21 protein-coding genes and 2 tRNA genes are annotated in these 26163 nt (G+C 62.0%); 6 read left to right on the top strand and 17 right to left on the bottom strand.

Annotation, left to right across the window (positions count from 1 at the left end; translation table 11 throughout):
- Nucleotides 1-63: 63 nt before the first annotated feature.
- From rpoC to OJ996_RS12340, 12 genes are all read right to left on the bottom strand, one after another.
- The gene (rpoC, locus tag OJ996_RS12395; RefSeq protein ID WP_264513906.1) at nt 64-4212 is read right to left on the bottom strand and encodes a DNA-directed RNA polymerase subunit beta'; all 4149 of its coding nucleotides are present in this window, start codon (nt 4210-4212) and stop codon (nt 64-66) included.
- A 43-nt stretch (nt 4213-4255) separates the two neighbouring features.
- Nucleotides 4256-8140: a DNA-directed RNA polymerase subunit beta gene (gene rpoB / locus OJ996_RS12390; protein ID WP_264513905.1), complete on the bottom strand. Its 3885-nt coding sequence runs from the start codon at nt 8138-8140 to the stop codon at nt 4256-4258.
- Between the two features lie 186 nt (nt 8141-8326).
- The gene (gene rplL / locus OJ996_RS12385) at nt 8327-8698 is read right to left on the bottom strand and encodes a 50S ribosomal protein L7/L12 (protein ID WP_264513904.1); all 372 of its coding nucleotides are present in this window, start codon (nt 8696-8698) and stop codon (nt 8327-8329) included.
- Nucleotides 8699-8833: 135 nt separating this feature from the next.
- The gene (rplJ, locus tag OJ996_RS12380; RefSeq protein WP_264513903.1) at nt 8834-9391 is read right to left on the bottom strand and encodes a 50S ribosomal protein L10; all 558 of its coding nucleotides are present in this window, start codon (nt 9389-9391) and stop codon (nt 8834-8836) included.
- Nucleotides 9392-9404: 13 nt separating this feature from the next.
- Nucleotides 9405-10106, bottom strand: a complete 702-nt coding sequence (gene rplA, locus OJ996_RS12375; RefSeq protein WP_264513902.1) for a 50S ribosomal protein L1 — start codon at nt 10104-10106, stop codon at nt 9405-9407.
- Nucleotides 10107-10187: 81 nt separating this feature from the next.
- Nucleotides 10188-10616, bottom strand: a complete 429-nt coding sequence (rplK, locus tag OJ996_RS12370; RefSeq protein ID WP_264513901.1) for a 50S ribosomal protein L11 — start codon at nt 10614-10616, stop codon at nt 10188-10190.
- 44 nt (nt 10617-10660) lie between these two features.
- A complete protein-coding gene (gene nusG / locus OJ996_RS12365; RefSeq protein ID WP_264513900.1) occupies nt 10661-11227 on the bottom strand; it encodes a transcription termination/antitermination protein NusG in 567 nt (188 codons plus the stop codon).
- 50 nt (nt 11228-11277) lie between these two features.
- On the bottom strand, nt 11278-11505 hold the full coding sequence (locus OJ996_RS12360) for a preprotein translocase subunit SecE (protein ID WP_264513899.1): 228 nt from the start codon (nt 11503-11505) through the stop codon (nt 11278-11280).
- 38 nt (nt 11506-11543) lie between these two features.
- Nucleotides 11544-11619 (bottom strand) — tRNA-Trp (locus OJ996_RS12355).
- A gap of 120 nt (nt 11620-11739) precedes the next feature.
- Nucleotides 11740-12921: an elongation factor Tu gene (gene tuf, locus OJ996_RS12350; RefSeq protein ID WP_264513898.1), complete on the bottom strand. Its 1182-nt coding sequence runs from the start codon at nt 12919-12921 to the stop codon at nt 11740-11742.
- 54 nt (nt 12922-12975) lie between these two features.
- Nucleotides 12976-13050, bottom strand: a tRNA-Thr gene (locus tag OJ996_RS12345).
- Nucleotides 13051-13256: 206 nt separating this feature from the next.
- The gene (locus OJ996_RS12340) at nt 13257-14075 is read right to left on the bottom strand and encodes a TIGR00282 family metallophosphoesterase (protein ID WP_264513897.1); all 819 of its coding nucleotides are present in this window, start codon (nt 14073-14075) and stop codon (nt 13257-13259) included.
- 87 nt (nt 14076-14162) lie between these two features.
- On the opposite strand from OJ996_RS12340, the gene OJ996_RS12335 reads away from it, so the two are divergent.
- The 6 genes from OJ996_RS12335 to OJ996_RS12310 all read left to right on the top strand — a co-directional run bounded on the left by OJ996_RS12335 (nt 14163) and on the right by OJ996_RS12310 (nt 21263).
- Nucleotides 14163-15434: an N-acetylmuramoyl-L-alanine amidase gene (locus OJ996_RS12335; RefSeq protein ID WP_264513896.1), complete on the top strand. Its 1272-nt coding sequence runs from the start codon at nt 14163-14165 to the stop codon at nt 15432-15434.
- Between the two features lie 51 nt (nt 15435-15485).
- Nucleotides 15486-16049 carry a Uma2 family endonuclease gene (locus OJ996_RS12330; RefSeq protein ID WP_264513895.1) on the top strand — a complete coding sequence of 188 codons (564 nt, stop codon included), beginning with the start codon at nt 15486-15488 and terminating at the stop codon, nt 16047-16049.
- Nucleotides 16050-16143: 94 nt separating this feature from the next.
- On the top strand, nt 16144-17622 hold the full coding sequence (locus OJ996_RS12325; protein WP_264513894.1) for a PA14 domain-containing protein: 1479 nt from the start codon (nt 16144-16146) through the stop codon (nt 17620-17622).
- A gap of 320 nt (nt 17623-17942) precedes the next feature.
- Nucleotides 17943-19409, top strand: coding sequence for a DUF7133 domain-containing protein (locus tag OJ996_RS12320; RefSeq protein WP_264513893.1), 1467 nt, complete (start codon nt 17943-17945; stop codon nt 19407-19409).
- A gap of 80 nt (nt 19410-19489) precedes the next feature.
- A complete protein-coding gene (locus OJ996_RS12315; RefSeq protein WP_264513892.1) occupies nt 19490-20389 on the top strand; it encodes a YitT family protein in 900 nt (299 codons plus the stop codon).
- 52 nt (nt 20390-20441) lie between these two features.
- Nucleotides 20442-21263, top strand: coding sequence for an NAD-dependent epimerase/dehydratase family protein (locus tag OJ996_RS12310; RefSeq protein WP_264513891.1), 822 nt, complete (start codon nt 20442-20444; stop codon nt 21261-21263).
- Between the two features lie 6 nt (nt 21264-21269).
- On the opposite strand, the gene OJ996_RS12305 is transcribed toward OJ996_RS12310, so the two are convergent.
- From OJ996_RS12305 to OJ996_RS12285, 5 genes are all read right to left on the bottom strand, one after another.
- Nucleotides 21270-21725, bottom strand: coding sequence for a hypothetical protein (locus tag OJ996_RS12305; RefSeq protein WP_264513890.1), 456 nt, complete (start codon nt 21723-21725; stop codon nt 21270-21272).
- A gap of 106 nt (nt 21726-21831) precedes the next feature.
- Entirely contained in the window at nt 21832-22068 is a 237-nt protein-coding gene (locus tag OJ996_RS12300) for a hypothetical protein (RefSeq protein ID WP_264513889.1), read from the bottom strand.
- Nucleotides 22069-22083: 15 nt separating this feature from the next.
- Entirely contained in the window at nt 22084-23976 is a 1893-nt protein-coding gene (gene dxs, locus OJ996_RS12295) for a 1-deoxy-D-xylulose-5-phosphate synthase (RefSeq protein WP_264513888.1), read from the bottom strand.
- Nucleotides 23954-24304, bottom strand: coding sequence for an exodeoxyribonuclease VII small subunit (xseB, locus tag OJ996_RS12290; RefSeq protein WP_264513887.1), 351 nt, complete (start codon nt 24302-24304; stop codon nt 23954-23956). The genes dxs and xseB overlap by 23 nt, the downstream gene beginning before the upstream one ends.
- Complete coding sequence (locus tag OJ996_RS12285) at nt 24304-26142, bottom strand: glycosyltransferase family 39 protein (RefSeq protein ID WP_264513886.1); 1839 nt, start codon at nt 26140-26142, stop codon at nt 24304-24306. The genes xseB and OJ996_RS12285 overlap by 1 nt, the downstream gene beginning before the upstream one ends.
- Nucleotides 26143-26163 lie beyond the last annotated feature (21 nt).

The following is a 26163-nucleotide window of genomic DNA, read 5'->3' as shown; positions in this document are numbered from 1 at the left end:
AAGCCCGGCCGCACTTTCGCACGACCGGGCTTTTGAATTCTTGCCTGGATTAGGCGATCACGCTCATGCGCTCTCGACCGCTTCCTCCGTCTCGCGGGCTTCCGGCACGAAGATCGGCTCGGGCTCCTCGACGGTGAACTCGATGTCCGAGTCGCGGTGTGTCTCGAATCCGGAGCCGGCCGGGATGAGGTGACCCATGATCACGTTCTCCTTGAAGCCGGTGAGGTAGTCCACCTTGCCGAGCGTCGCCGCTTCCGTCAGCACGCGGGTAGTGTCCTGGAAGGACGCCGCGGAGATGAAGGAGTCGGTTTCGAGCGAGGCCTTGGTGATGCCGAGCAGCACCGGTTCCGCTTCCGCCGGCTTACCACCGCTGGCGACGATGCCGTCGTTGATGCGGTTGAAGGCCGAGCGGTCGATCTGGTCACCCCAGAGGAGCTGATCGGCGTCGCCGGGATCGGTGATCTTCACCTTGCGCAGCATCTGACGGATGATGATCTCGATGTGCTTGTCGTTAATTTCCACGCCTTGGACGCGGTAAACGGACTGCACCTCGTTCACCAAGTGCTCCTGGAGTTCCTGAGCACCGCAAGCCTCGAGGAGATCTTCCGGAGACACGGGGCCTTCGGTGATCTGATCGCCGCGCTTCACGCGGTCGCCATCCGTCACGATGATGTGACGGCCCATCGGGACGAGGTGTTCCACCTGCTCGCCGGAGTCGGCATCGGTGACGATGACCTTCTTCTTGCCGCGGACGGTGCCGCCGAAGGAGATCTCGCCGTCGATCTTCGCGATCACGCAGGCATCCTTCGGCTTGCGGGCTTCGAAGAGCTCGGCAACGCGCGGCAGACCACCGGTGATGTCCTTGGTGCGGGCCACCTTGCGCGGGGTCTTGGCGAGCTGCGTGCCCCCCGTGACCACTTCGCCTTCCTTCACGGAAAGGTGAGCGCCGACCGGGATGGAGTAGGAAGCGCGGATCTCCTTGGTCTTCTCGTCCACGATCACCACCTGCGGGTGGAGGTCTTCCTTGTGCTCGGTGACCACCATGACCTTCTTGCCCGTTTCCTTGTCGGTCTCGTTGGTGACGGTGATGCCCGAGATCATGTCGCGGAATTCCACCTTACCCGGCTTCTCCGTAAGGATCGGCACGTTGTAGGGGTCCCAAGTCGCCACGGTGTCGGCCTTCTTCACGTCGTCGCCATCCTTGATCTCGATCACGGAGCCGATGACGATCATGTGGCTTTCCAGTTCCAAGCCGTCCTTGTCGCGGATGGAAACGGAACCGTTCTTGTTCAGAACGACCCACTTGCCTTCGGCGCTTTCGACCACGCGGAGGTCCTTGTAAACCACGCGTCCGGTGTTCTTCGCCTTGATGATCGGCTGCTTGAACGTTGCGGCAGCCACACCACCGACGTGGAAGGTACGCATCGTAAGCTGCGTGCCGGGCTCACCGATCGACTGGGCGGCGATGATACCGACCGCTTCACCGATCTTCACCGGCTTGCCGGTGGCAAGGTTCAGGCCGTAGCACTTCGCACAGCAACCGCGCTTGGCTTCGCAGGTCAGCACCGAGCGGATCTTGAGCTTCTCGTAGCCGATCCGCTCGACCGCCTTGGCTGCCTTCTCGTCCACGAGCTGGTCGTAATCGAGGGCGATCTCGCCGGTGACCGGATCCTTCACCTGCTCGCACGAGGTGCGGCCGTAGATACGGGTTGCAAGCGAGGCGGCTTCTTCGTCGCCGTCATAGATCGGAGCGACGGTGATGCCGCTGGCAGTGCCGCAGTCCTCAAGCGTGACGATCACGTCCTGGGCCACGTCCACGAGCTTGCGGGTCATGTAACCGGAGTCCGCCGTCTTGAGCGCGGTATCCGCCAGACCCTTACGGGCACCGTGAGTGGAGATGAAGTACTCCAGCACGGAGAGACCTTCGCGGAAGTTCGAGGTAATCGGACGCTCGATAATTTCACCGGAGGGCTTGGCCATGAGGCCGCGCATGCCGGAGAGCTGCTTGATCTGCGACTTGTTACCACGTGCACCGGAGTCCACCATCATGAACAGCGGGCTGGCGCCGGGCTTGCCATCGTTGAACTCGATCTTGCGATAGAGCGCGGAAGCAATGGTGTCCGTAGCGTGGGTCCAGATGTCGACGACCTTCTGGTAGCGCTCGCCATCGGTGATCACACCGTTGCGGTACTGCTTGGTGACTTTGTCCACCTGGGCATAGGCATCGGCGATGACGGCCGGCTTCTCTTCCGGCACGACCATGTCGACGATACCGATCGAGGTGCCGGAGCGGGTGGCTTCGCGGAAGCCAAGGCTCTTCAGGGCATCGAGCGTCTGCACGGTGCCCTTCTGGCCGGCCACTTGATAGCAGCGCCAGATGATATCCGACATCTGCTTCTTACCGATGGTGCGGTTGATGAAGCCCAGCCCGGCAGGCCAGATTTCATTGAAGCGGACACGGCCCGGAGTGGTTTCGAGGATCTTGTTCTCCTTGTCGCCGAAGACGGTGTCCTTGCCGATGTTGGGGTTGCGGATCCGGATCCACTGGTGATAGCCGACCTTGCGGGACGCGATCGCGAACTCCACTTCCGAGGAGTTCTCGAACAGCGGCAGGTGCTCCTGCTTCTCGCGGTCCTTCTGCGTGCGCACCGGTGCCCAGGTAAGGTAGTAGGCACCCAGAATGATGTCCTGCGACGGCGTCGTGATCGGGCGACCGGACGCGGGCGAGAAGATGTTGTTCGGCGCGAGCATCAGCTGGCGCGCTTCCATCTGGGCCTCGACCGAGAGCGGCACGTGCACGGCCATCTGGTCACCGTCGAAGTCGGCGTTGTAAGCCGTGCAGACGAGCGGGTGGACGCGGATTGCTTCACCTTCGATCAGCTTCGGTTCGAAAGCCTGGATCGAAAGACGGTGCAGCGTGGGTGCGCGGTTCAGGAAGACCGGGTGACCCTTGGTCACTTCGGCAAGGATGTCCCAGACCTCCGGGGTCTTGCGGTCGATCATCTTCTTGGCCGAGCGCACGGTGTGGCAGTAGCCAAGCTCCTTGAGGCGACGAATGATGAAGGGCTCGAACAAGGTAAGAGCCATCTTCTTCGGCAGACCGCACTGATTAAGAGTGAGGTCCGGACCGATCACGATCACGGAACGACCGGAGTAGTCCACGCGCTTGCCGAGCAGGTTCTGGCGGAAGCGGCCGCCTTTACCCTTGAGCATGTCGCTCAGGGACTTCAGCGGACGGTTGCCGGCACCCGTGACGGCACGACCGTGGCGGCCGTTGTCGAAGAGCGCGTCAACAGCCTCTTGCAGCATCCGCTTTTCGTTGCGGATGATGACCTCCGGCGTCTTGAGCTGGAGGAGGTTCTTGAGACGGTTGTTACGGTTGATGACGCGACGATAGAGGTCGTTCAGGTCGGAGGTCGCGAAGCGGCCGCCTTCCAGCGGGACCAGCGGACGCAGGTCCGGCGGGATCACGGGAAGCACGGTCTGGATCATCCATTCCGGGCGGGACTTCGATTGGGCGAAGCCCTGAGTGATCTTGAGACGCTTCGAGAGCTTCTTCTTGTTCTGCTTGGAGCGGGTGGTTTCCAGCTCCTGCTCAAGCTTCACGGCCAGATCGGCCAGATCCACTTGCGCGAGCAAATCTTGGATCGCCTCCGCACCCATCGAAGCGCGGAAGGAGGATTCACCGTAGGCATCTTCCGCATCGCGGAGTTCGTTCTCCGTAAGGAGTTGGCCGCGCTCGAGCGGGGTGTTACCCGGCTCGGTGACGACGTAGTCCTCGTAGTAGATCACGCGCTCCAAGTGGCGGGCGCTGATGTCCAGCACCAGGCCGATGCGCGAAGGCATGCACTTGTAGAACCAGATGTGCGAAACGGGCACGGCAAGTTCGATGTGGCCCATGCGCTCACGGCGCACGCGGCTCAGCGTCACTTCCACACCGCAACGGTCGCAGACCACGCCTTTGTGCTTGATGCGCTTGTACTTGCCGCAGGCGCACTCCCAGTCGCGGGTGGGTCCGAAGATCCGCTCGCAGAAGAGGCCGCCCTTCTCGGGCTTGAAAGTACGGTAGTTGATGGTCTCGGGGTTCTTCACTTCCCCCTTGGACCAGGACCGGATGGTGTCCGGGGAGGCCACGGTGATGGAGACCTGGTCAAAGGCCTCCGGCCGCTCGTCCACGCCGAAAAGTTCGCGAAGGTTGGTATCAACGTTCATGCTATCTAAGGCTTGTTAGGATGTCGGTTCGTGGTTCGGGCTATCAGAGGGTGAGATCGTCGAGCGAGAAGTCGTCCACTCCGCCGATGGACGGCACGCCGCCCGGCGTCGAGCCGCGGCGTCCGGGGCGGACGTCGAGACCGAGTGACTGCATCTCCTTGATGAGGACGTTGAAGGATTCCGGCGTGCCGGCTTCCAGGTTGTTGTCCCCCTTGACAATCGCTTCGTAAATACGGGTGCGTCCCTGCACGTCGTCGGATTTGACGGTGAGCAGTTCCTGAAGGGTATAGGCGGCGCCGTAGGCCTCGAGGGCCCAGACTTCCATTTCCCCGAAGCGCTGGCCACCGTACTGGGCCTTACCACCCAGCGGCTGCTGCGTGACGAGGCTATAGGGACCGACGGCACGGGCGTGGATCTTGTCCGCGACCAAGTGACCGAGCTTCAGCATGTAGATAATGCCGACCACGACCGGCTGGTGGAAAGGCTCGCCGGTGCGGCCGTCGAACAGGGTCGACTTACCTCCGGTGCTGCCATCCTTGCCGTCGCCGATCCAAGTGTAGCCATCGACCTTCTTGGCCTCCGACATGTACTCCCAGATCTTCGCTTCGGGGATACCGTCGAAGATCGGGGTGGCCACCTTGAAGCCGAGGGCCTTGGCAGCGACACCCAAGTGAGTCTCGAGCACCTGGCCCACGTTCATACGGGAAGGCACGCCGAGCGGGTTAAGTACGATGTCCACCGGAGTTCCGTCCGCAAGGAAGGGCATGTCTTCCTCGGGAACGATGGTGGCGACAACGCCCTTGTTACCGTGACGACCGGCCATCTTGTCACCGACGGACAGCTTTCGCTTGGCGGCGATGAAGACCTTCACTTCCTTGATGACGCCGGGATCGACGTCGTCACCGGCTTCCAGTTGGTCGAGCTTGCGCTCGCGCTCGGTGTCGAGCTCCTGGAAGCGTTGTTCGAAGGAACCGATGATCTCAAGGATCTTGTTCCGGATCGGGGACGGATCGATTTCGATGTGGTCGTGCACCGAGGCCAGCTTGCGCAGCAGGGTCTTGGTGATCTTGCGGTTCGCCGGGATGATGATCTCGCCGGTCTGGGCGTTCACGACATCAAGCGGGATCTTCTCGCCAAGCAGGATGTCCGAAAGCTTCTCCGTCAGATCGTCGGTGAGCTTGTCGGCCTTCTTCTTGTGCTCGTCGTTGATCTTCTTGAGCTGCTTCTTCAGCTCGACCGGATCCACCTTCTCGGCGCGCTTGCGGGCATTGCCGTGAGAGGAGACGCGGATGTCTTGGACGATACCGATGCAACCGGAGGGCACGCGCAGCGAGGTGTCCTTCACGTCCGCGGCCTTCTCACCGAAGATGGCGCGCAGCAGGCGCTCTTCCGGGGCGAGTTCGGTCTCGGACTTCGGCGTGATCTTGCCGACGAGGATGTCGCCCGGCTTCACCTCGGCACCGATGCGGATGATACCGTCGTGGTCGAGGTTCTTGAGCGCTTCTTCACCCACGTTCGGGATATCCCGGGTGATTTCTTCCGGACCCAGCTTGGTGTCGCGGGCGGCCACGTCGAATTCGGCGATGTGAATGGAGGTGTAGATGTCCTCCTTCTTCACTCGCTCGGAGATGACGATGGCATCCTCGAAGTTGTAGCCGTTCCAAGGCATGAAGGCGACCAGCACGTTGCGGCCGAGCGCGAGTTCGCCCTTCTCGGTGTTCGGTCCGTCCGCAAGGACGTCACCCTTCTTGATCTTCTGGCCCTTCTTGACGATCGGCTTCTGGTTGATGCAGGTGCCGGCGTTCGAGCGCATGAACTTCCGCAGCGGATAGGCCATGATGCCCTTGTCGAGATTGGTCTTCACCGACTCCGGGTCGGAGAGGAACTTCTCATCGGCCACGGGGAGCTTCCCGTCCGGGGTGGTGACGATCATTTCCGCGGTGGCCGCGGCAACGACGCCGTCCAGTTCGGAGACAACCACCGAGCGCGAGTCGCGGGCGGTTTTGCCTTCGAGACCGGTGCCGACATACGGCGAATCGGACACGAGAAGCGGCACGCCTTGGCGCTGCATGTTCGAACCCATCAGAGCGCGGTTGGCGTCGTCGTGTTCGAGGAAGGGAATCAGACCGGCAGCGATGGAGACCATCTGCTTCGGCGAGACGTCCATGTAGTTCACTTCGGTCGGACCGACTTCGATGAATTCGCCACCCACTTCACGGGCGGTGACCTTTTCGTTGAGGAACTTACCGTCCTTGTCGATCGGGTTGTTGGCCTGCGCGATGAGGAACTTCTCTTCCTGGTCGGCGCTAAGATATTCGATCTCCTTGGTGACCTTGCCGTTTTTGACCTTGCGGTATGGCGTTTCGATGAAGCCGAACTCGTTGATACGAGCGTAGGTACACATCGAGTTGATCAGACCGATGTTCGGACCTTCCGGGGTCTCGATCGGGCAGATACGGCCATAGTGGGACGGGTGAACGTCGCGGACTTCGAAGCCAGCGCGGTCGCGGTTCAGACCGCCAGGTCCGAGGGCGGAGAGACGGCGCTTGTGCGTCAGCTCGGCCAGCGGGTTGGTCTGGTCCATGAACTGGGAGAGCTGGGACCGGCCGAAGAAGTCACGCACGACGGCCGAAAGGGCCTTCGGGTTGATCAGCTTCTGCGGGGTCATGCCCTCGATGTTCACGTCGAACAGGGTCATGCGCTCCTTGACCAGACGCTCGGTGCGGGCGAGGCCCACGCGGCACTGATTGGAGAGAAGTTCGCCCACGGCACGGACGCGGCGGGAGCCAAGGTGATCGATATCATCGATCACGCCTTCCCCCTTCTTGAGCTTGAGCAGGTATTTCACGGCACCGAGGAAGTCCTCGGGGACCATGATGCGCTCGTCGGAGCTGACCTTGCTCTCCAGCTTGCTGTTGATCTTGTAACGACCGACGCGGGTCAGGTCGTACTTCTTCGGGTCGAAGAAGAGGCGCTTGAGCAGGGCGCGGGCGTTCGCGGCGGTCGGCGGATCGCCGGGGCGCAGCTTGCGGTAGATGTCCTTAAGGGCGCTATCCTCATCCTTCGCCGGGTCCTTGCGGAGCGACTTGAGCAGGATTTCGTCTTCGCGACCGTCGATCACTTCGATCTGCTTGTGGCCGAGTGCGATGAGCTGGCGGACGATGCCGATGGTGAGCGGCTCGTAGGCCTTCGCCACGACGAGCTCGCCATCGAGGATGTCCTCGAAGGGAACCTTGTGACCGAGCTCCTGCTCGTCCATCTCTTCCTTCAGCTTCAGGTTCTCGACGCCGTAGAAATTCGTCACGATGTCGCGGTCCGTCGGGTAGCCGAGGGCGCGCAGGAAAGTGGTCGCCAAGAACTTGCGGCGACGGCGGCGGCGGTCGAGATAAACGTAGAGCAGGTCGTTCGTATCGAACTGCACTTCCAACCAGGAACCGCGGTCCGGGATGATGCGGAAGGAGTGGAGGATTTTGCCGTTCAGGTGCTGCGAGGTTTCGAAGCAAATGCCCGGGGAGCGGTGGAGCTGCGACACAATGACGCGCTCTGCACCGTTGATGATGAAGGTACCACGACGGGTCATCATCGGGAGTTCGCCCATGTAGACGCGCTCCTTCTTGGTGCCGGTCTCATCCTTCAGCTTGAAAGTCACGTAGAGGGCGGCGGAGAAGCTTTCGCCGGAACGCAGGGCGTCGAGCGAAGTGATCTTCGGGTCCTCGATGTCGTAGGTGACGAAGTCGAGTTCGATCGCTTCGTCGTAACTCTTGATCGGGAAAACTTCGCGGAAGACGGCTTGGAGCCCCGAATCGGTGCGCTCGCCTGCCGGTACGTCCTTTTGCATGAACTCCTCGTAGGAGCGGCTCTGAACCTCGATCAGGTTCGGCGGTTCAATGACTTCCTCGATTTTCCCGAATTGGAGACGGTCGGCCATGGCTGGATATGGTGCTTGCAAGTTGAGCCCGGACCGCAAGCGGTGCCGGGCAGATGAGATTCAGAGGATGGAAAAATGGTCCGGGATCGGCGGAAACGGTCGCTTGATTTTGTGACGGCTTCCGCCGGTTCCGGAAAAGGCTTCGCGGCCGGGACACCGGCCGCGAAGCAAATCCGGTAAACTGGATTACTTGAGATCGACCTTGGCGCCGGCCTCTTCGAGCTTCTTCTTGGCAGCTTCGGCGGCGTCCTTGGAGACACCTTCGAGCACCTTGGCAGGAGCACTTTCGACGACCTTCTTCGCGTCCGCAAGGCCTAGGCCCGGCGAAACTTCGCGGACTGCCTTAATGACGGCGATCTTGTTGGCACCACCGTCGGTGATGACGACATCGAATTCGGTCTTCTCTTCGACGGCTTCAGCCGGGCCAGCAGCCACGGCAACGCCGACGGGAGCTGCGGCGGAAACGCCCCAGGTCTCTTCCAGCTTCTTCACGAGGTCGGCAGCTTCCAGAACGGTGAGCTTGCCGAGTTCTTCAACGAGTTGTTCGATATTGGCCATTGTATTTCTCCTTTGCGGTATCGTCGCGCCCGGAGGCTTCCGGACATTTGAGGGAGGCGGCCGCCACCCCGACGAGGAACCATTGTGGGTTCAGGCCGCGGCGGGAGACGCCGCGACCGTCTATTCAGATTGTTATCAGGCTTCGGCGGCGGGCTCCGCAGCGGCTTCGGCTGCGGGAGCTGCTTCTTCGGCCGGGGCTTCGTCCTTCTTGGAGTCCGCATCCGGGTTGAACTTCTTCTGGATGACGCGGGCGATCCGGGTGGAAGGCTCGAGGATCGTGGCAAGAAGCTGGGAAAGGATGGCTTCGCGGGACGGGATGTCGGCGATGACCTTCAGCTTGTCCGGGCCGAGGATGGCACCGTCGAGGATGCCGACCTTCAGTTCCGGCTTCTTGAACTCCTTCTCGAAGTTCTTGATGGCCTTGGCGGCAGCGAAGACCTCGCTGTCACCGGTGACGAAAGCGGTCTGGCCGACGAGGGACTCGCCGATGTCCGGGAGACCGGCTTCGGAGAGAGCCTTCTTGACGTAGGTGTTCTTGGCGACGTGGCACTCGGCACCGGCCGCACCGAGGCGGTTACGGAGTTCGGAGAACTGCGGAACCGTCATGCCGGTGTAATCCACCACGAGCACGTACGGCGAGGCGTTCACCTTTTCGAGCAGACCGTCGATGATGACTTTCTTGTCGGGATTCATGGTCGTGGAAAGGTTAGACGGACTTGGTGTAGACGCTGGATTCCAGCGCGATACCGGGGCACATGGAGGCGGCGAGCGTCACGCTGCGGACGAAGTTGCCCTTGGCGGAAGCCGGCTTGGCGCGGACGACGCTATCAATGAAAGCGCGGGCGTTCTCGAGGAGGGCTTCTTCAGAGAAGGAAGCCTTGCCGACAGCGCCGGAGACGTTGCCGTTCTTGTCGAGCTTGTAGTCGATACGACCGGCCTTCACTTCCTTGACGGCCTTGGCAACATCGTCGGTGACGGTGCCGGTCTTCGGGTTCGGCATGAGGCCGCGGGGACCAAGGACACGGGCGATCTTACGGACTTCGGTCATGGCGTCCGGCGTGGCGATGGCCACGTCGAAGTCGGTGAACCCGCCTTGGACCTTCTTGATGAGTTCCTCGAAACCGACGAACTCGGCGCCGGAGGCGGTGGCGGCCTCAGCGGCGGCACCGGCGGCGAAGACGGCGACGCGGACGTTCTTACCGGTGCCGTGCGGCAGTGCCACGGAACCACGAACCATCTGGTCGCTCTTGCGGGGATCCACGCCGAGGTGGAAGGAAACGGTGACGGTGGGGTCGAACTTCGGCGCCGGGAACTTCTTCACGGTGCCGACAGCTTCTTCCAAGCCGTAGGACTTGCCGGCCGGCACGAGGGCGGCGGCTTTCGTGTATCGCTTGCTGCGGGTCTTCATGTTTCTTTTTGCAGTGCTGGCGGACGCCCGGGGGCGCCCTCCTGCGGTTTCTTGCCCCGGCCGGAGCCAGAGCGGGAAAATTTACATTCCTTCGATCTCGAGGCCCATCTGGCGGGCGGTGCCGGCGAGAATGCGGGCAGCGGCTTCCGGGTCCTTGGTGTTGAGGTCGGGCATCTTGATGGCCACGACTTCCATGAGCTTCTCCTTGGTGATCTTGCCGACCTTGATCTTGTTGGCTTCCTTGGAACCGGAGGCGAGACCGGCGGCCTTCTTGAGCAAGTTGCCGGCGGGGGGCTTCTTGGTGATGAAGGTGAAGCTCTTGTCCTTGTAGACCGAGATCACAACCGGGAGCACGTCACCGGACTGGCTCTGGGTCTGGGCATTGAACTCCTTACAGAAGCCCATGATGTTCACACCGGCCTGACCGAGAGCCGGTCCGACGGGCGGGGACGGGTTAGCAGCTCCGGCGGGAATCTGGAGCTTGATGACTTTGACAACTTCCTTGGCCATGGTGGTAGAGGGATTGCGGGATCAGTGTTTTGAGAGCGAATCGGTCAGGCGCGTTCGACCTGCCAGTATTCAAGTTCGACCGGAGTGGAGCGACCGAAGATGGTAACCGAGACGCGCAGCTTGCCGCGCTCGGGATCGATTTCCTCGACGATGCCGTTCTGGCTCTGGAAGGGGCCATCGGCGACCTTGACGGTATCGCCGACTTCGAAACTGATGGCGGGGCGAGCGTGCTCCTCGCGCTCCTTGATCTGGGAAAGCATGCCGTCCACCTCGCTCTGGCGCATGGGGATGGGGCGGTCCTTGGTGCCGGCGAAGCCGATGACACCTTCCATCTCCTTGATGAAATACCAGGTCTTCTCGACGAGCTGGTTTTCCGGAGTGAGGAGATTCATGTTCACGATGATGTAGCCGGGGAAGAACTTCCGTTTGGTGGAGGTCTTCTTACCGCGGCGGATCTCGGAAACCATTTCGGTCGGGACCAGCACCTCGAAGATATAGTCTCCCATTTCTTCCGCTTCGCGCTGGCGGAGGATGCGCTCCTTGACTCGTCCTTCTTGTCCGGAAAGGACGTGGACGACGTACCACTGGTTTTCTGGAGACGGGGTTGGCATGACGGGATGGAAAAAGGCTGGCCGGGAAAAAGCGGGATCCGAAACGGGGCTCAGTGGCCCAGCTTCGTGATGAAGTTCAGGACGGTCGTGCAGATGAAGTCCCAGAACGACACGAATCCTGCCAAGAGGATCGTGGCGATGAGGACCACGACGGTCGAATCGACCAACTCCTTGTACTTCTTGAAACCCTTGACCTTGGGATCGGACTCCCAAGGCCAGCTGGCCTTGCGGAGTTCGCCTTTCACTTCGCCGACGAAACGTGAGACTTTTGCGAACATGCCGGGGTTACCTGAGAGGGAAAGAGTGATGAAGAAGATGGCACGGAAGGTGGGACTCGAACCCACAACCAACGGTTTTGGAGACCGCTACTCTACCAATTGAGCTACTTCCGTTTTATCTTCGTGACCGGTGGAGGCGATGGCGGGGCACCCCGGCAAAGTGCCGAAGTGCCCCGGAAATCGTCTCAGCCGGGCGTCGCGGGGCGACAGACTGAGGACCTTCCTAAGGGTTAGTCAAAGAATTTCGCTGACACGACCGGCACCCACGGTGCGGCCGCCTTCGCGGATAGCGAAGCGCATGGTCTGCTCCATGGCGATCGGTGTGATGAGCTCGACTTCGAGGTTCACGTTATCGCCAGGCATCACCATTTCGACACCTTCCGGCAGCTTGATGCTTCCGGTCACGTCGGTGGTGCGGAAGTAGAACTGCGGGCGGTAGTTCGAGAAGAACGGGGTGTGACGGCCACCTTCGTCCTTGGAGAGGACGTAGATTTCACCCTTGAACTTGCTGTGAGCCTTCACCGAACCCGGCTTGGCGATCACCTGACCGCGCTCGACCTGGTCCTTCTTGAGGCCGCGGATCAGGAGACCCACGTTGTCACCTGCACGACCTTCGTCGAGCAGCTTGCGGAACATTTCGATGTCGGTGACGGTGGTCTTCTGGGTATCGCGGATGCCCACGATCTCGATTTCCTCCATCTTCTTGATGATGCCGCGCTCGACACGACCGGTGCAGACCGTTCCGCGACCTTCGATCGAGAACACGTCTTCCACGGGCATGAGGAAGGGCTTGTCGATGGCGCGCTCCGGCTCCGGGATGTAGGAGTCGACGGCTTCCATCAGCTTGAGGATGTTCTCCTTGTGGGTGGCGTCGCCGTCGAGGGCCTGCTTGGCAGAGCCCATGACGATCGGGATCTCGTCGCCCGGGAATTCGTAGGTGGAGAGGAGGTCGCGGACTTCCATCTCAACGAGCTCGAGGAGCTCGGCGTCGTCGACGAGGTCAACCTTGTTCATGAACACCACGAGGGCGGGCACGCCGACCTGGCGGGCGAGAAGGATGTGCTCGCGGGTTTGCGGCATCGGGCCGTCGGCAGCGGACACCACGAGGATGCCACCGTCCATCTGGGCGGCGCCGGTGATCATGTTCTTCACATAGTCAGCGTGACCCGGACAGTCGACGTGAGCGTAGTGACGCTTGTCGGTCTCGTACTCAACGTGAGCGGTGTTGATGGTGATACCGCGCTCGCGCTCTTCCGGAGCGGCGTCGATGTCAGCATAGCTCTTCTTTTCTGCGAAACCTTTATCGGCCAGCGTGTTGGTGATCGCTGCGGTGAGGGTGGTCTTGCCGTGGTCAACGTGACCGATGGTTCCGATATTAACGTGCGGCTTGTTCCGCTTGAATGATTCTTTGGCCATGGTTGTGGTGGTTACGCTTTAAGACTTGGGCTGCTCTTCCGCTCTAGCGACCGCTGGAGCTCGTGGGGGGAATTGAACCCCCGACCTCATCCTTACCAAGGATGCGCTCTACCCCTGAGCTACACGAGCCTGACGGCTGATCTGATGCGATTTCCGGGTTCTTCCGGTGAGATCCGGGAGGCTGTGTCCTGAGACGAAGAAGCCCCTGCGAATCTCCCGTCGGTTCCGGGAAAAGCGGGGCGGAAGTTGAACAAAGCCGCCCATACTGTCAAAAAAAATATCGATTGGAAGAAGATTTATCGGAATTAGCCCTAAATTCCCTGAAATCCAATCACTTAAGAATGTTCCACAGGCTCTTCCGCGATCAGAAGCCGGTTAAATCGGGAAATCTCCCGGCAAGAACCGGTCGCCGGGTCGACATCGACGAGCGCTCCACAGAGACGCACCGGGCCGGAGGCGATGGGGAAACGGGTGGGCATGCCGGTGCGGAAGCGCCAGATCACGGATTCCGGAGCACGGCCGAGAACGGACTCCTCCGGTCCGCACATGCCGGCATCGGTAAGGGCTCCGGTGCCCCCGGCAAGAATCCGCTCATCGGCGGTCTGGACGTGGGTGTGGGTGCCGACGACTGCGGAAACCTTACCATCGAGTGCGCGGCACATGGCGATCTTCTCGCTGGTGGTCTCGGCGTGGAAATCGACGAAAATCACCTGCACCCCCTCCGCGCGGAGGCGGTCGGCTTCCGCCTCCGCCAGCAGGAAGGGATTCTCCAAGGGCGGATTCATGAAGGAACGGCCTTGAGCTTGAATGACTCCCACGCGACCCTTGGGTGTATCCAAGACGACCGAACCCTGCCCCGGAGTGTCCGCGGGATAGTTGATCGGGCGGAGCAGGCGCGGCTCCGTGGGGAAGTAATCGACGATCTCCGCCTGATCCCAGACGTGGTCGCCCGTGGTGATGACCGCGGCACCGGCGCGCAGCAGGTCAATGGCGATACGGGGTGTAATGCCACGGCCGCCGGCGGCGTTTTCGCCGTTCACGATGATGAAATCGAGGTTCAGCTCCTTGCGCAGGAGCGGCAAATGCTCGATCACGGCCTTGCGACCGGGTTCGCCAACGATGTCTCCGAGAAAAAGTATGCGAATCGACTCCATGAAACCGGGAGATTCCGGCCGCGGCGGCATCGCCACGGCCCGCGAGGCATATCGCTCCAGCCTTAGTACCGCCAAGCCAAATCCCCGATGAAGTCCCGCGCGCTGCCCTTCCTGATCCCGATTGTACTGGGCGCGGCCGTGATGCTGCTGGTGCTCCGGAAAGCGCCCCCCGGCCCGACCCCGGAAGACCCCGGGAGGACGGCGGGGAAGGCCACACTCTCGGACTTGGCAGGTAGCCCGGACTGGCTGGAAATCAACCGCTACCAATCGACCATCTCGCGCCGAAACTTCCTGCGGCTGATGGACGATGTTTTCACCGTTTCGCCCGCGTGGCGGGACTACTTCAAGGTGGGGGATCAGGCAGTCGAGATCCAGACCGCGCCGGGCGAAAGCTTCCAGCTGCGATTCGCACCGGAGGGAATCGAGTCCCCTGCCCCGCGCTACTGGCGGAGCTGCCTGGAGCTGCCCGCGGCCCCGGCGGACCAGCCGCTGGCGGGCCTGAAGATCGCGATCGATCCCGGCCACATCGGCGGGGACTGGGCGAAGATGGAGGAGCGCTGGTTCCAGATCCCGGGATCTCCGCCGGTGCAGGAGGGCGACATGACTCTGCAGGTGGCGAAGCTGATGAAGCCGAAGCTGGAGGCAATGGGCGCGATCGTGACGCTGGTGCGCGACAAGACCGAACCGGTGACGCCGCTGCGCCCGGAGATGCTGCGCGAGGAAGCCGGCAAGAGCAGCGCGGGCGGGGACATCGTGAGGCTATCCGAGAGGCTTTTCTACCGCACCGCGGAGATCCGTGCGCGCGCCAAGCTGGTGAACGAAACGATCCAGCCGGATCTGGTGCTGTGCCTGCACTTCAACGCGGATGCCTGGGGCAATCCCGCGGCACCAACGCTAGTGCCGAAGAATCACTTCCACATGATCCTGAACGGGGCTTACACGGACGACGAGGTCGGCCTGGCGGACCAGCGGCACGACCTGCTGCTAAAGCTGCTGCAGGGCATCCACACGGAGGAGGCGAACCTGGCCCAGGCGACGGCGACGGCCTTCGTGGAGCGCACCGCGATGCCGCCCTACATTTACTTCGGCGGGGTGGGCACGGCGAAGAACGTGCAGGGGAACCCCTATCTGTGGGCGCGCAATCTCCTGGCCAACCGCATCTATCACTGCCCGGTGCTCTACTATGAACCCTACGTGATGAACTCGCAGGAGGATCATGCGCGGATGATCGCGGGGGACTATGAAGGCCTGCGGGAGGTGGCGGGAAAGAACCGGCCCTCGATCTTCCGCGAGTATGCGGATGCGGCGGTGCTGGGGCTGCAGCGCTACTATACCTCCAACCGGGCGGTGGAGCGGTGAAGCGGGAAGTCCCGTCTTGGCGCTCGGGGAAAGAGCTGCTAGCTTGCAAGCATGGCTGTAGTCGCGGAGCACAAGAAAACCGTCGCCGATTTCATGGCGCTCGGGGAAGGCCCGCCCTACGCCCAGCTGATCGACGGCGAGATCATCATGGCCCCCTCCCCTTTCCGGAATCACCAACAACTGGTATTGAACTTGATCCTGGTCATCGGGAACCACTTGGAGTCCGGTGCAGATCCCGGGAAGTTATTTGTCGCCCCCTTTGACGTGCACCTGAGCGAGCACAACGTGCTCTGCCCGGATCTCTGCTTTTTCTCCGGGGAGCGGCTTGAACTTCTTTCCGAGCGAGGTGCGGAAGGAGCCCCGGACTTAGTGATCGAAGTGCTATCGCCATCCACCGCCCGGCGGGACCGCAAGGTAAAGCGGGAGATCTATGCTCGATATGGCGCGAAGGAGCTGTGGTTGGTAAGTCCGGATACCGAGACGATCGAGGTTTTCGATTTCTTCACGAAGCGTGACGAACCGGTAATGGTGCTGGAGAACGGGACCCATCCCGCGATCACTACCAAACTGCTTCCCGGGCTGGAGATTCCTTTGGGGAGAATCTTCCGGCGCTGATCTGCGGACACGGAGACCGGCTTCGGGGCCATTCCTGTCATATCACCAGATCAGGGGATAGGCAGCGCCGCCGATAAACGTTCTTCTGTGACCCATGCTGCTCCGCGCCGCTCTCCTCGCCCCGCTCTGTGCCCTGCCACTCCATGCCCAGGACGGAGGCCAGCTCTACACGCTCTACTGCTCCGCCTGCCACGGTGCCGATGGCAAGGGGGCAACGGGAGGAACCTTTCCACCGCTGGCCGGGAGCGATTGGGTGATGGGCGATGCGGCGCGGCCGGTGAAGATCGTGCTGCACGGCCTGCACGGCGAGGTGGAGGTGGACGGCCGGAAATTCAACCTGGAGATGCCACCGCAAGGCAGCGTGCTGCCGGACGACCAGATCGCGGCGATCCTGAGCTATGCGCGGACGAGCTGGGGCAACAAGGCGGAGGTGGTGACGGCGGAGTTCGTGAAGGCGACGCGAGAGGCCACGGCGGACCGGAAAGGGCCGTGGACCCAGGATGAGATCCTGAAGCTGCATCCCCTACCCGCGGCAAAGCCACCGATCGCGAACCTGATCTCACAGGTCTACAAAGGCGAGTGGCAGAAGCTGCCGGACTTCTCCACGCTCAAGGCGGAGAACATCGAGGAAGAGCACGATGGCAAGATCAGCATCAAGAAGGCCGGACATACGGATCTCTTCGGGATGGTGTGGGAAGGAGACCTGACTGCCCCCTACTCTGCGGACTATCTTTTCCGCATCGATGCCGACGACGGTGCGCGCGTGATCATCGACGGGAAGACGGTGGCGGAGGTGAACGGGACCGGGCCGATGGATGGCGGTCGCGGGAAAGAAGGCTCGATCAAGCTGGAGGCCGGTCCTCACAAAATCCGCGTGGAATACTTCGAGTATTACGGCAACGAGGGTATCGCGCTGGCGTGGCGGAATGCGAGCGTGCCGGGCTGGAAGAGCCTCTCCGACACCTCGGTGAAAGGCGGACGCGAACCGATCCCGCTGGTGCCGCTGAACGGGCGGGCCGTGGTCTACCGCAACTTCATCGAGGGAACCACGCCGCGTGGCATCGGCATCGGATTCCCGGGCAACGTGAACATGGCATACAGCGCGGACGATCTCGCGCCGGAGCTGATCTGGACCGGCTCGTTCATGGATGCCTCGCGGCACTGGACGGATCGCGGGCAAGGTAACCAGGCGCCGGCGGGCGAGAAGGTGGTGAAGCTGAGCGGGAGTCGGGCGCTGCCGGATAATGCGCGCTTCCGCGGCTACAAGCTGGATGCGGCAGGGAACCCGACCTTCTCGGTGCAGGTGGGAGCGCAGTTTTTGTTAGACACGTGGAAGCCTGCAGGTGCTACCGGAGAGCCGGCCCTAGCGCGCACGATCGCCGTGAATGGAGAGGGAGGCCCGATGGAGATCCTGATCGCGGAGAAGGCGGGGGTGAAGGAGGGGCCGGAGGGTTTCGAGCTGGGTGCGGTTCGCGTGAAGGCGGAGGGGGAAGGTCTCGTCAGTCGGGATGGGAAGGTCTTCGTGAAGGTTTCACCCGGAAAGCCGGCAACGGTTACCTACTCGTGGAAGTGATGGTCCAAGTGCGGAGACGCAAGGGTTTATCCCATCCTCCTCGCACCCCTTCAGGGTGCGCAGGTGGGTCGGGGTCTGACCCAGGGTTGCGCTTCGCTTCCCTTGGGCTTTCTCCTCGCCGCCCCTTTGGGGCTCTAGAGGAAGGAGAAGGTTGGCGCCGCGCTTACACCGGGCTGCCTCCTTTCCGTCGCCTGGGGGAGCAAATTTCGCGCTCCGCTTACCTCGGGGTGTCTGATGGCCACCCCGTTAGCTCTCGAAGGCGAGAGATGTGTCGTTAGAGACGACGATCGATGAGTTACAAAGTTTCAAGTGCCTTTTCCATGAACAGCCTACTCACCCACGCTTCCCTCTGCGGATTGATCGCCACCGGTCTGGTGACCGCGCTTCAGGCCCAGCAGCAATCCGACTTCTACATCCGGGAGGAGATCCCGCTACCACCGGGCGAGGTGATGGAGCTGGGCTCGATCGCGCTGATGCCGGAGCAGAAGATCGCGGTGACTTCGCGGCGCGGCGACCTGTGGATCTGCACGGGCGCGTATGGCTCCGATCTCTCGAAGGTGAACTGGTCGAAGTTCGCGGAGGGGCTGCACGAGCCGCTGGGAATGTTCTGGAAGGATGGCTGGCTGTATCTGACGCAGCGCCCGGAGATCACGCGGATCAAGGATAGCGACGGCGACGGCAAGGCCGATACCTTCGAGACGATCAACTCGGACTGGGGGATCAAGGGGGACTATCATGAATATATCTTCGGCTCCGATCCGGATAAGAACGGGGATATCTGGACGGTGCTGTGCCTGACGGGCTCCTTCACCGCGGAATCGCCGTATCGTGGCTGGGCGCTGAGGATCACGCCGAAGGGCGAGATGATCCCGACCTGCTCGGGAATCCGCTCGCCGGGGGGGATTGGCATGAATGCGGAGGGCGATGTCTTCTATACCGACAACCAAGGGCCGTGGAACGGCTCGTCCTCGCTGAAGTGGCTGAAGCCGGGTTCCTTCCAAGGCAATCCGCAGGGGAACAAGTTCTATGCGGATACGAAGGCGATCGGGCCGCGGCCGGTGGAGCCGAACGACAAGTCACGGATCCTGGCAGAGCGGAAGCGGATCCCGGAATTCGTGCCGCCGACAGTGGTATTCCCGCACGCGAAGGTGGGGCACTCACCCTCGGGGATCGTGGCGGACACGACGGGCGGGAAGTTCGGCCCCTGGGAGAAGCAGCTCTACGTGGGCGAGCAGACGAAATCCGAACTGCAGCGCGTGTGTCTGGAGAAGGTGAACGGGCTCTATCAGGGCGCGGTGTTCCATTTTCTGGAAGGCTTTGAAGCCGGGCTGGTGCCCGTGCGGCAGGCGGAGGACGGCACGGTATTCATCGGCGGGACGAACCGCGGTTGGGCATCGAGCGGGAGCAAGCCCTTCACCTTCGAGCGGGTGCGGTGGACGGGCAAGACGCCCTTCGAGATGCATACAATCTCGGCGCTGCGGGATGGCTTCGAGGTGAGCTTCACCGAGCCGGTGGATGCGGAGACGGCGGGCAAGCCGGAGTCCTATGCGCTGGATGCTTGGACCTACATCTATCAGGCGGAGTATGGCTCGCCGGAGGTGGATCACTTCAAGCCGAAGGTGATGGCTGCGGAAGTATCCGCGGACAAGATGAAGGTGCGGCTGAAGGTGAACGGGATGGTGCAGGGGCATGTGCACCATTTGAAGGCGGCAGGGGTGAAGGCGGCCTCCGGGGCGAAGCTATGGCATGACGAGGGGTGGTATACGCTGAACGAGATACCGAAGTGAGGGGCTAGTGGAGATAACAGGTCGAATTGGAATGGGGACAGCCTTGCCGAGGAGAGACCGGTATCACTACTGTCGGTGCATTGAACCTCCGCGCTTGGCTTGATCGGCGGCACCCCGTGCTGGAATACACCGCGCTGGCGGCCTCCGGGTTATTGTACGCCATCGCGCTGAAGTATTTCGTGTTCCCCGCGAAGGTGATCCTGACGGGCTTCGAGGGGGTGGCGGCGGCGCTGGCTTATTTCTTCAAGAGCGATTCGCTGTTCATGATCCTCTACGGGATCTCGCAGGCGATCCTGGTGGGATTCGCCTTCAAGAAGATCAGTAAAACCTTTGCGATCCGGACGGCGCTCTCGGTAGGGATGGTACTGGTGGCGCTGCCGCTGCTGCCGGAGATGAAGATGGCGGATGCGCATGACGAGCGGCTGATCCTGGTGCTCTTCGGCGGGATCTTGTCGGGACTGGCGAAGGCGCTGGCGCTGCGGCTGCGGGGCTCGACCGGGGACGAGGACATCCTGGGGGCGTGGTTCGCGATGAAGTATCTGAAGCCGGTGGGAAGCATCGCGGTGATTTCCGCGGCGATCTCCTGCGTCTTCGGTCTGGTGCTGGAATACTTCTCGTCCGGGAAGATCGAGCCGGTGATCAACACGCTGATGTATACGGCGATCTTCATCTTCACCGGGGCGGAGACGCTGAACAACTTCTTCCGGAAGTTCAAACTGGTGATGATCACGGCCTTCGGGAAAGAGCCGGACAAGATCGGGAGGGCGATCACGAAGGCGGCGCCGCACCGGACCTTCACGATCCAAGGCGGGACGGGCGGATACTCGGCGGAGCCGCTGCATCTGGTGCGGACGATCGTGACGCACGAGGAGCTGCCGGAGATTCTGGATGCGATCGAGCAGGATTGCCCGGAGGCCTTCCATATCCACCACGATATCGAGGGGGTGTCGCGGAGCTATTATATCAAGCCGATCGGTTGAGGCGGGGGCTTGAGCTTCTTTACATGATGCCGAGGCGGGGTGAGAAAGCGGCATGCCGATTCTCCTGCTCTGCGGCCATGGCTATCTGGGCCAAGCGATTTCCCGCGAGTTCCGCGAGGAAGGCTGGGAGGTGGTGGCGCTGTCGCTTTCAGGAGGAGATGGGACGCTTGCCTGCGATGTGTCCTCGGCGGAGGCGGTGGGAGGCTTGGACATCGCACCGGACTTGATCGTGCACTGCGCGGCATCGGGCCGGGGCGGGCCGGAGGCTTACCGTGCGGTGTATCGGGACGGGTGCCGGAATCTGCTAGAGGCGTTTCCGGGCGTGAGGCTGATCTTCACTTCGAGCAGCTCGGTCTATGCGCAGACGGATGGCTCGGAGGTGACGGAGGAGAGCGCGGCCATGCCGGATCGCGAGACGGGGATGATCCTGCGCGAGACGGAGGAGCTGGTGCTGGCTGCGGGGGGGGGCGTGGCACGGCTCTCCGGGATCTATGGGCCGGGCCGCAGCGTGATTCTGAAGAAGTTCCTGAACGGCGAGGCGGTGATCGAGGAGGATGGTCGGCGATTTTTGAACCAGATCCATCGCGATGATGCGGCGAGGGCGGTGCGGACGCTGGCTGAGGTGGAGGGGCCGGGGATCTACAATGTTTCCGATTCGGGGCCGATGAGCCAGAGGGCGTGCTATGAGGCGCTCGCCGACATCTTCGGGAGGGAGTTGCCGCCGAGCGGACCAAGGGATCCGAACCGGAAGCGGGGTTGGACGCACAAGCGGGTGTCGAATGCCAAGCTGCGGAAAATAGGATGGGAACCGGAGTTCCCATCCTTTCTGGACGCGGTGGTGTCGGTGGCCCCGACCTTGGAAGTCGAGGCGTGAGCCGAATTAACGGATGAAGCCGAGGCCGGAGATGCGCTCCTTGCTGTCGCGCTCGGTGACGGTGATCGTGATGGTACCGCCGCCGGAGTCGGCAGCGACCTCGGTCTTGAGATCGTCGTGATGGCTGACGCGCCAGTTCTCGAACTTGTCAGGGGAGCCGCCGGACTCACGGAAGGAGGTGGCGAACTGGGTGACGAAGGTGGTTTCGAGGTTCCGCTTCTCGGTTTCCGAGGGAAGCTGGGAGTAGGCGGCACCGATATTCTGGCCCATCGCGGTGAGAGTGGCCCAGTCGATCTTGTCGATGACGGCGGAATCACCCCGCGCGAGGGACTCGAAGGTGTTCTTGGCAAAGCTCATGTCGGCCTTGCTCTCGATCTTTTCAACCTGGTGCTCGGCCTTGTCGCACTGGGTGAGAGTGGCGAGGGAGAGCATGCCTGCGGCAATCCATAAGGGCTGTTTCATAACCCCTTCCCATTCGCAAGGGGCATGCCCGGATCCCGATTGCTGATAATGAACGAGAAACGGAGATGCTCAAACCGTTAGATCGGGCAAATTGCAACCCTGCGTTTCAGGGGAGCATGATCGCGCGAACTGCGGGGCGCAGGGAGGCCGGGAAGTTCGGCTTGAAGTGGATGCGCTTGTCCCGGGTGATCCAAAAGCAACTCATTACCGGGAGACTATCGGCTTCAAAGAGCGCCCGGAGCTGCTTCATTTGCAGCATGCCGGGGTGGCCCTTGCGGACGCGCACGTGTTTGGCACGGACTTCGATCCAGTCGGTGGCGACTCTTTCGATGAACTCGGCCATGATGGAGAGAGGCTCTTAGAAGTGCGCGATGATCTTCTCGAATGCGGCTTCCGCGGTCATGCCGTGGAGCTTCATGAGGATGTCCGGCTTGCCGTGCTCGACGAACTCATCCGGCCAGCCGATGCGCTCGACGGGAGTGGTGATGCGGGCGTCGGAGAGGAGCTCGATGACGCCGCAGCCGAAACCATTGTGGAGGACGTGGTCCTCGAAGGTGCAGACGACCTTGGCTTGCTTGGCGAGGCGCTCGATGACCGAGGTGTCGAGAGGCTTGATGAAGCGCGGGTTGACTAGGGAGACGGAAAGGCCGCGCTCTTCAAGCATGGCCTTGGTCTTCTCCGCCATGGAGAAAAGGGTACCGAGACCCAGGAGAAGAACATCCGTGCCTTCCGCGACGACCACCGACTTGCCGAGTTCGATCGGCGTGACCGAGGCTTCGAGCGGGGTACCGTTGATCGGGCCGCGGGGATAACGGATGGCCGAGGGGCCGGCCTCGTAGGTAGACATCCACTTCAGCATCGCGATGAACTCCGCTTCATTCGCAGGCTGCATGTGAACCAAGCCGGGAACGGGGCGGAGGTAGCCGATATCGAAAAGGCCGTGGTGGGTCGGGCCGTCATCGCCGGAGAGACCGCCACGGTCCATGCAGAGGCGGACGGGCAGTCCCTGCAGCGCCATGTCATGGATGATCATGTCATAGGCGCGCTGCATGAAGGTGGAGTAGATGGCGAGGAAGGGCTTGAAACCCTTCGTGGCCATGCCGCAAGCGAAGAGCGCGGCGTGTTCTTCCGCGATGCCCACGTCATAGTAGCGGGCGGGAAGCTCCTTCTTGAAGATCTCCAGCTTGGTGCCGCCGGGCATGGCGGCGGTGATGGCGACGACCTTTTCGTCCGCCTTGGCCATGTCGGTCACGGTGCGGCCGAAGATGTCCGAGCAAGTCGGAGTCGCCGAGACATCGGTGGAGCCGTCCTCGATCTTGTAGGCGCCGAGGCCGTGGAACTTGCCGGGATTGTCGAGGGCCGGCTGATAGCCGCGGCCCTTCTCCGTGATGATGTGGAGGACGACCGGCTCGTTGAGCGTCTTGAGGTGCTCGAAGGTGCGGACCAATAGCGGCAGATCGTGACCGTCGATCGGGCCGTAGTAGCGCAGGCCGAACTTCTCGAAAAGCACGTTCGGGAAGAGCAGGTTCTTCGCGCCTTCCTCGACCTTGTGGGCGAGCTTGCGGACGGCCTTGCCGGCCACTTTCTCTACGAAATCCGCGGCGGTGTTGCGGACGCTGGCGTAGGTCGAGTGGGTCTGGAGGGCGTTGAAATAGCGGGCGATGGCGCCGACGTTCTTGTCGATCGACCACTCGTTGTCGTTCAGCACGACGATGAAACGCTTGGTGGTTTCCGCGATGTTGTTGAGCGCCTCGAGGGTAGGGCCGCAAGTAAACGCGGCATCTCCGGCCACGGCGACGACATGGCTGTCTTCCTTCGCGAGATCGCGGGCGGCGGCCATGCCAAGGGCGGCGGAAAGAGCGGTGCCGGCGTGGCCCGCGCCGTAGCTATCGTGCTCCGACTCGCTGCGGAGCAGGAAGCCGTTCAAGCCTTGGTAAGTGCGGATCGTGTGGATGCGGTCGGCACGGCCGGTGAGCATCTTGTGGACGTAACCCTGGTGGGCGACATCGAAGACGAACTGGTCCTCCGGCGTGGAGAAGACGCGGTGAAGCGCGACGGTGAGTTCGACGACGCCGAGATTCGGGCCGAGGTGACCGCCGGTCCGGGAAAGGCAGGTGATGAGCGAATGCCGGATCTCCGCGGCCAGCTTGATCAGATCGGCCTCCGGGAGATTTTTGACGTCTTCAGGCGAACGGATGGCGGCAAGCAAGGGGCCGAGGGCGGAATGCTCAGAAGAGGCGGATGTCGTCATCGTCGTCGTTATCGTCCGGGGTGCCGGGCTGGTGGCCGGCAGGTTCGTCGTCTTCGTCCGGAGAATCTTCATTCTCCCCGGCGGCCGCCGCGGCATCGGCAGCGGCTTGGGCGGAGATGGTTTGGAGGCGTTTCCGGGCGGAGGCGAGGACCGTCTCGCAGCGCGCGAGCAATTTCGAGCCCTTTTCGTAGCGGGCGACCAATTCCTCAAGAGGAAGTTGCTCTTCCTCCATGGCGGCGACGATTCCCTCCAGCTCGGCGAGGGCGGCTTCGAAGCTGGTTTCGCCCGTTTCGGCGGCTGCCGGATCGGCTTTTTTACGGGTAGCCATCAGCGCTGACCCTCCGGGGCGGTGGTTCGGCTGCCGTACCAGACGAACTCCCAAGTGAGAGGGCGCAGGACGTCATAGCGGCGGGCGATGGGCTCGAGCTTGCCGTCCATGGACATGATGGCGATGCCATTCCGCTGGGCGCTGCTGGCGGTGAGGGTGCTCACGTAGCCGTTGAAAACCAAGGATCCGAACTCGCCATACTGGCCCCGGACTGTCGATGGGATACCCGAATCGAAGGAGCTCGGAGTGATGAGGATGCCAGTGAAGGGAGTGCCAAGACGGGCGGCCGTGTCTTCCAATTTCTCGAAACCACGACGGTTCTTGGGCAACCAGACGGAGGGCGTGTCCGTGTACCATGCGACCGCCCAAGGTTGGTCGGAGACGATCACGGGAGTCGGAACCTCACTGGTCTTGTCCTTCGGCTTGAAGTATTCCGGGAGATTCTTGCTCAGCAAGTCGGCGCGATAGCCCTCCCATGGAACGCCGCCCTTGCTGAGCCACATGCCGATCTTCACCTTGTTCGGGAGCGTGAGGAGCATGGGGGCGGCGGAAAGAACGATGAGCACCACGAAATGGGCGTTCCGCAGGAAGGGAGCCTGGGCCACGAAATCAAGCCGGGTCCAAAGGATGGAGATGAAGGCCAATCCATAGGCCGCCATGATCGGGGCAAAGAGAATATGGATCTGGTTCGGGTTGGTGGAGAGATCCCGATCAATCCCGAAAACGGCCATGCCGAGGGCGGCGAATGCCCACATGAGCAGGATCCCCCAGCGGAAATGGGCGATGGTTCGGCGCTTGAAGGGGTGGAGCAAGGAGATGAAGAACACCGGCGCGGCAAGAATACCGCCCAGGAAGGGCAGGAGGTCCGAAGCCTGCACCAAGGTCGTGCCGAGGATTTTCAACAGGAGACCATCCAAGGAAAGGGGCTCGCTCTGGAGGTCATGGTTTCTCATCACCATGGACTCCGCACCACCGGCGAGGCCATTATAGAAGACGTAGAAGCCGGTGCCGAAAGGCTGGCCCGTGATATCGTTTGCCCGGATCAGCGGGACGCTGATGGCCACCGCCAGCAGGCCGAGGGCGGCCAGAGCCACCACACCGCGCGGCCGGAAGACCACGGCGGCGAAGATCGCGAAGCCGAGAAAGATCCAGATTGCGATCCAATGGGCCAAGCACATCAGCACGAAGAAGGCCGTGCCGAGGATGGCCATGCCCAAGCTACTCCGACCTTCCTCCTGCGCCTCCATGGCGCGGTAGGTGAAATAGAGGCCGCAGGAAAAGAGCAGCATGAGCAGCATCTGCGGCAGGCCGCTCTGGGAAAACTGCCACATCAGGTCGCAGAGCATCATGAGCACCGCGGTGACGCCGGCTATCTTGGGATCGAATATCCTGCCTACCAGCAGGTAGCAGACCCCGATCGACATCAGAAAGAAGAGTGTCGAGACCAAGGCGACCACACGGTCCAAGGGATAGATCAACTCGCCGGTGCCCATCGGCCAAGCGTCGGGCTTGTCGGCCCCCACGAGCTTGAGCGCGGCCCCGAGGATCAAGGGGTTCAGCGGCGCATGATAGGTGTCCCGGAAATCGGTGAAGGCCACCGGGCCGCTGTTCTCCTTCTCCGCCTCATAATAGGCGAGCGGGCGGACCATCTTGGTCACAAAGCCATTGCCGCGGGCGATCTCCCGCCCGATGGCCGCCTGCTCCATGGCCTGCGGCGTATTCAGCCCCCGGAAAAGAGGCAGCAGGTTGAGCAGGGTGAAACTGATCAGAACCAGGAAAAACAAGATCCGGCGGATCATCACCGCCGTTTCAAAATGCGAGGTCGTGGGGCTGCTCATGTGGAATCGGTCGCGGGGCCT

The organism is Luteolibacter rhizosphaerae (assembly GCF_025950095.1).
Classification (GTDB): domain Bacteria; phylum Verrucomicrobiota; class Verrucomicrobiia; order Verrucomicrobiales; family Akkermansiaceae; genus Haloferula; species Haloferula rhizosphaerae.
The sequence above is the reverse complement of the archived record's forward strand: the minus strand, read 5'-3'. Positions and strand labels throughout refer to the sequence as shown.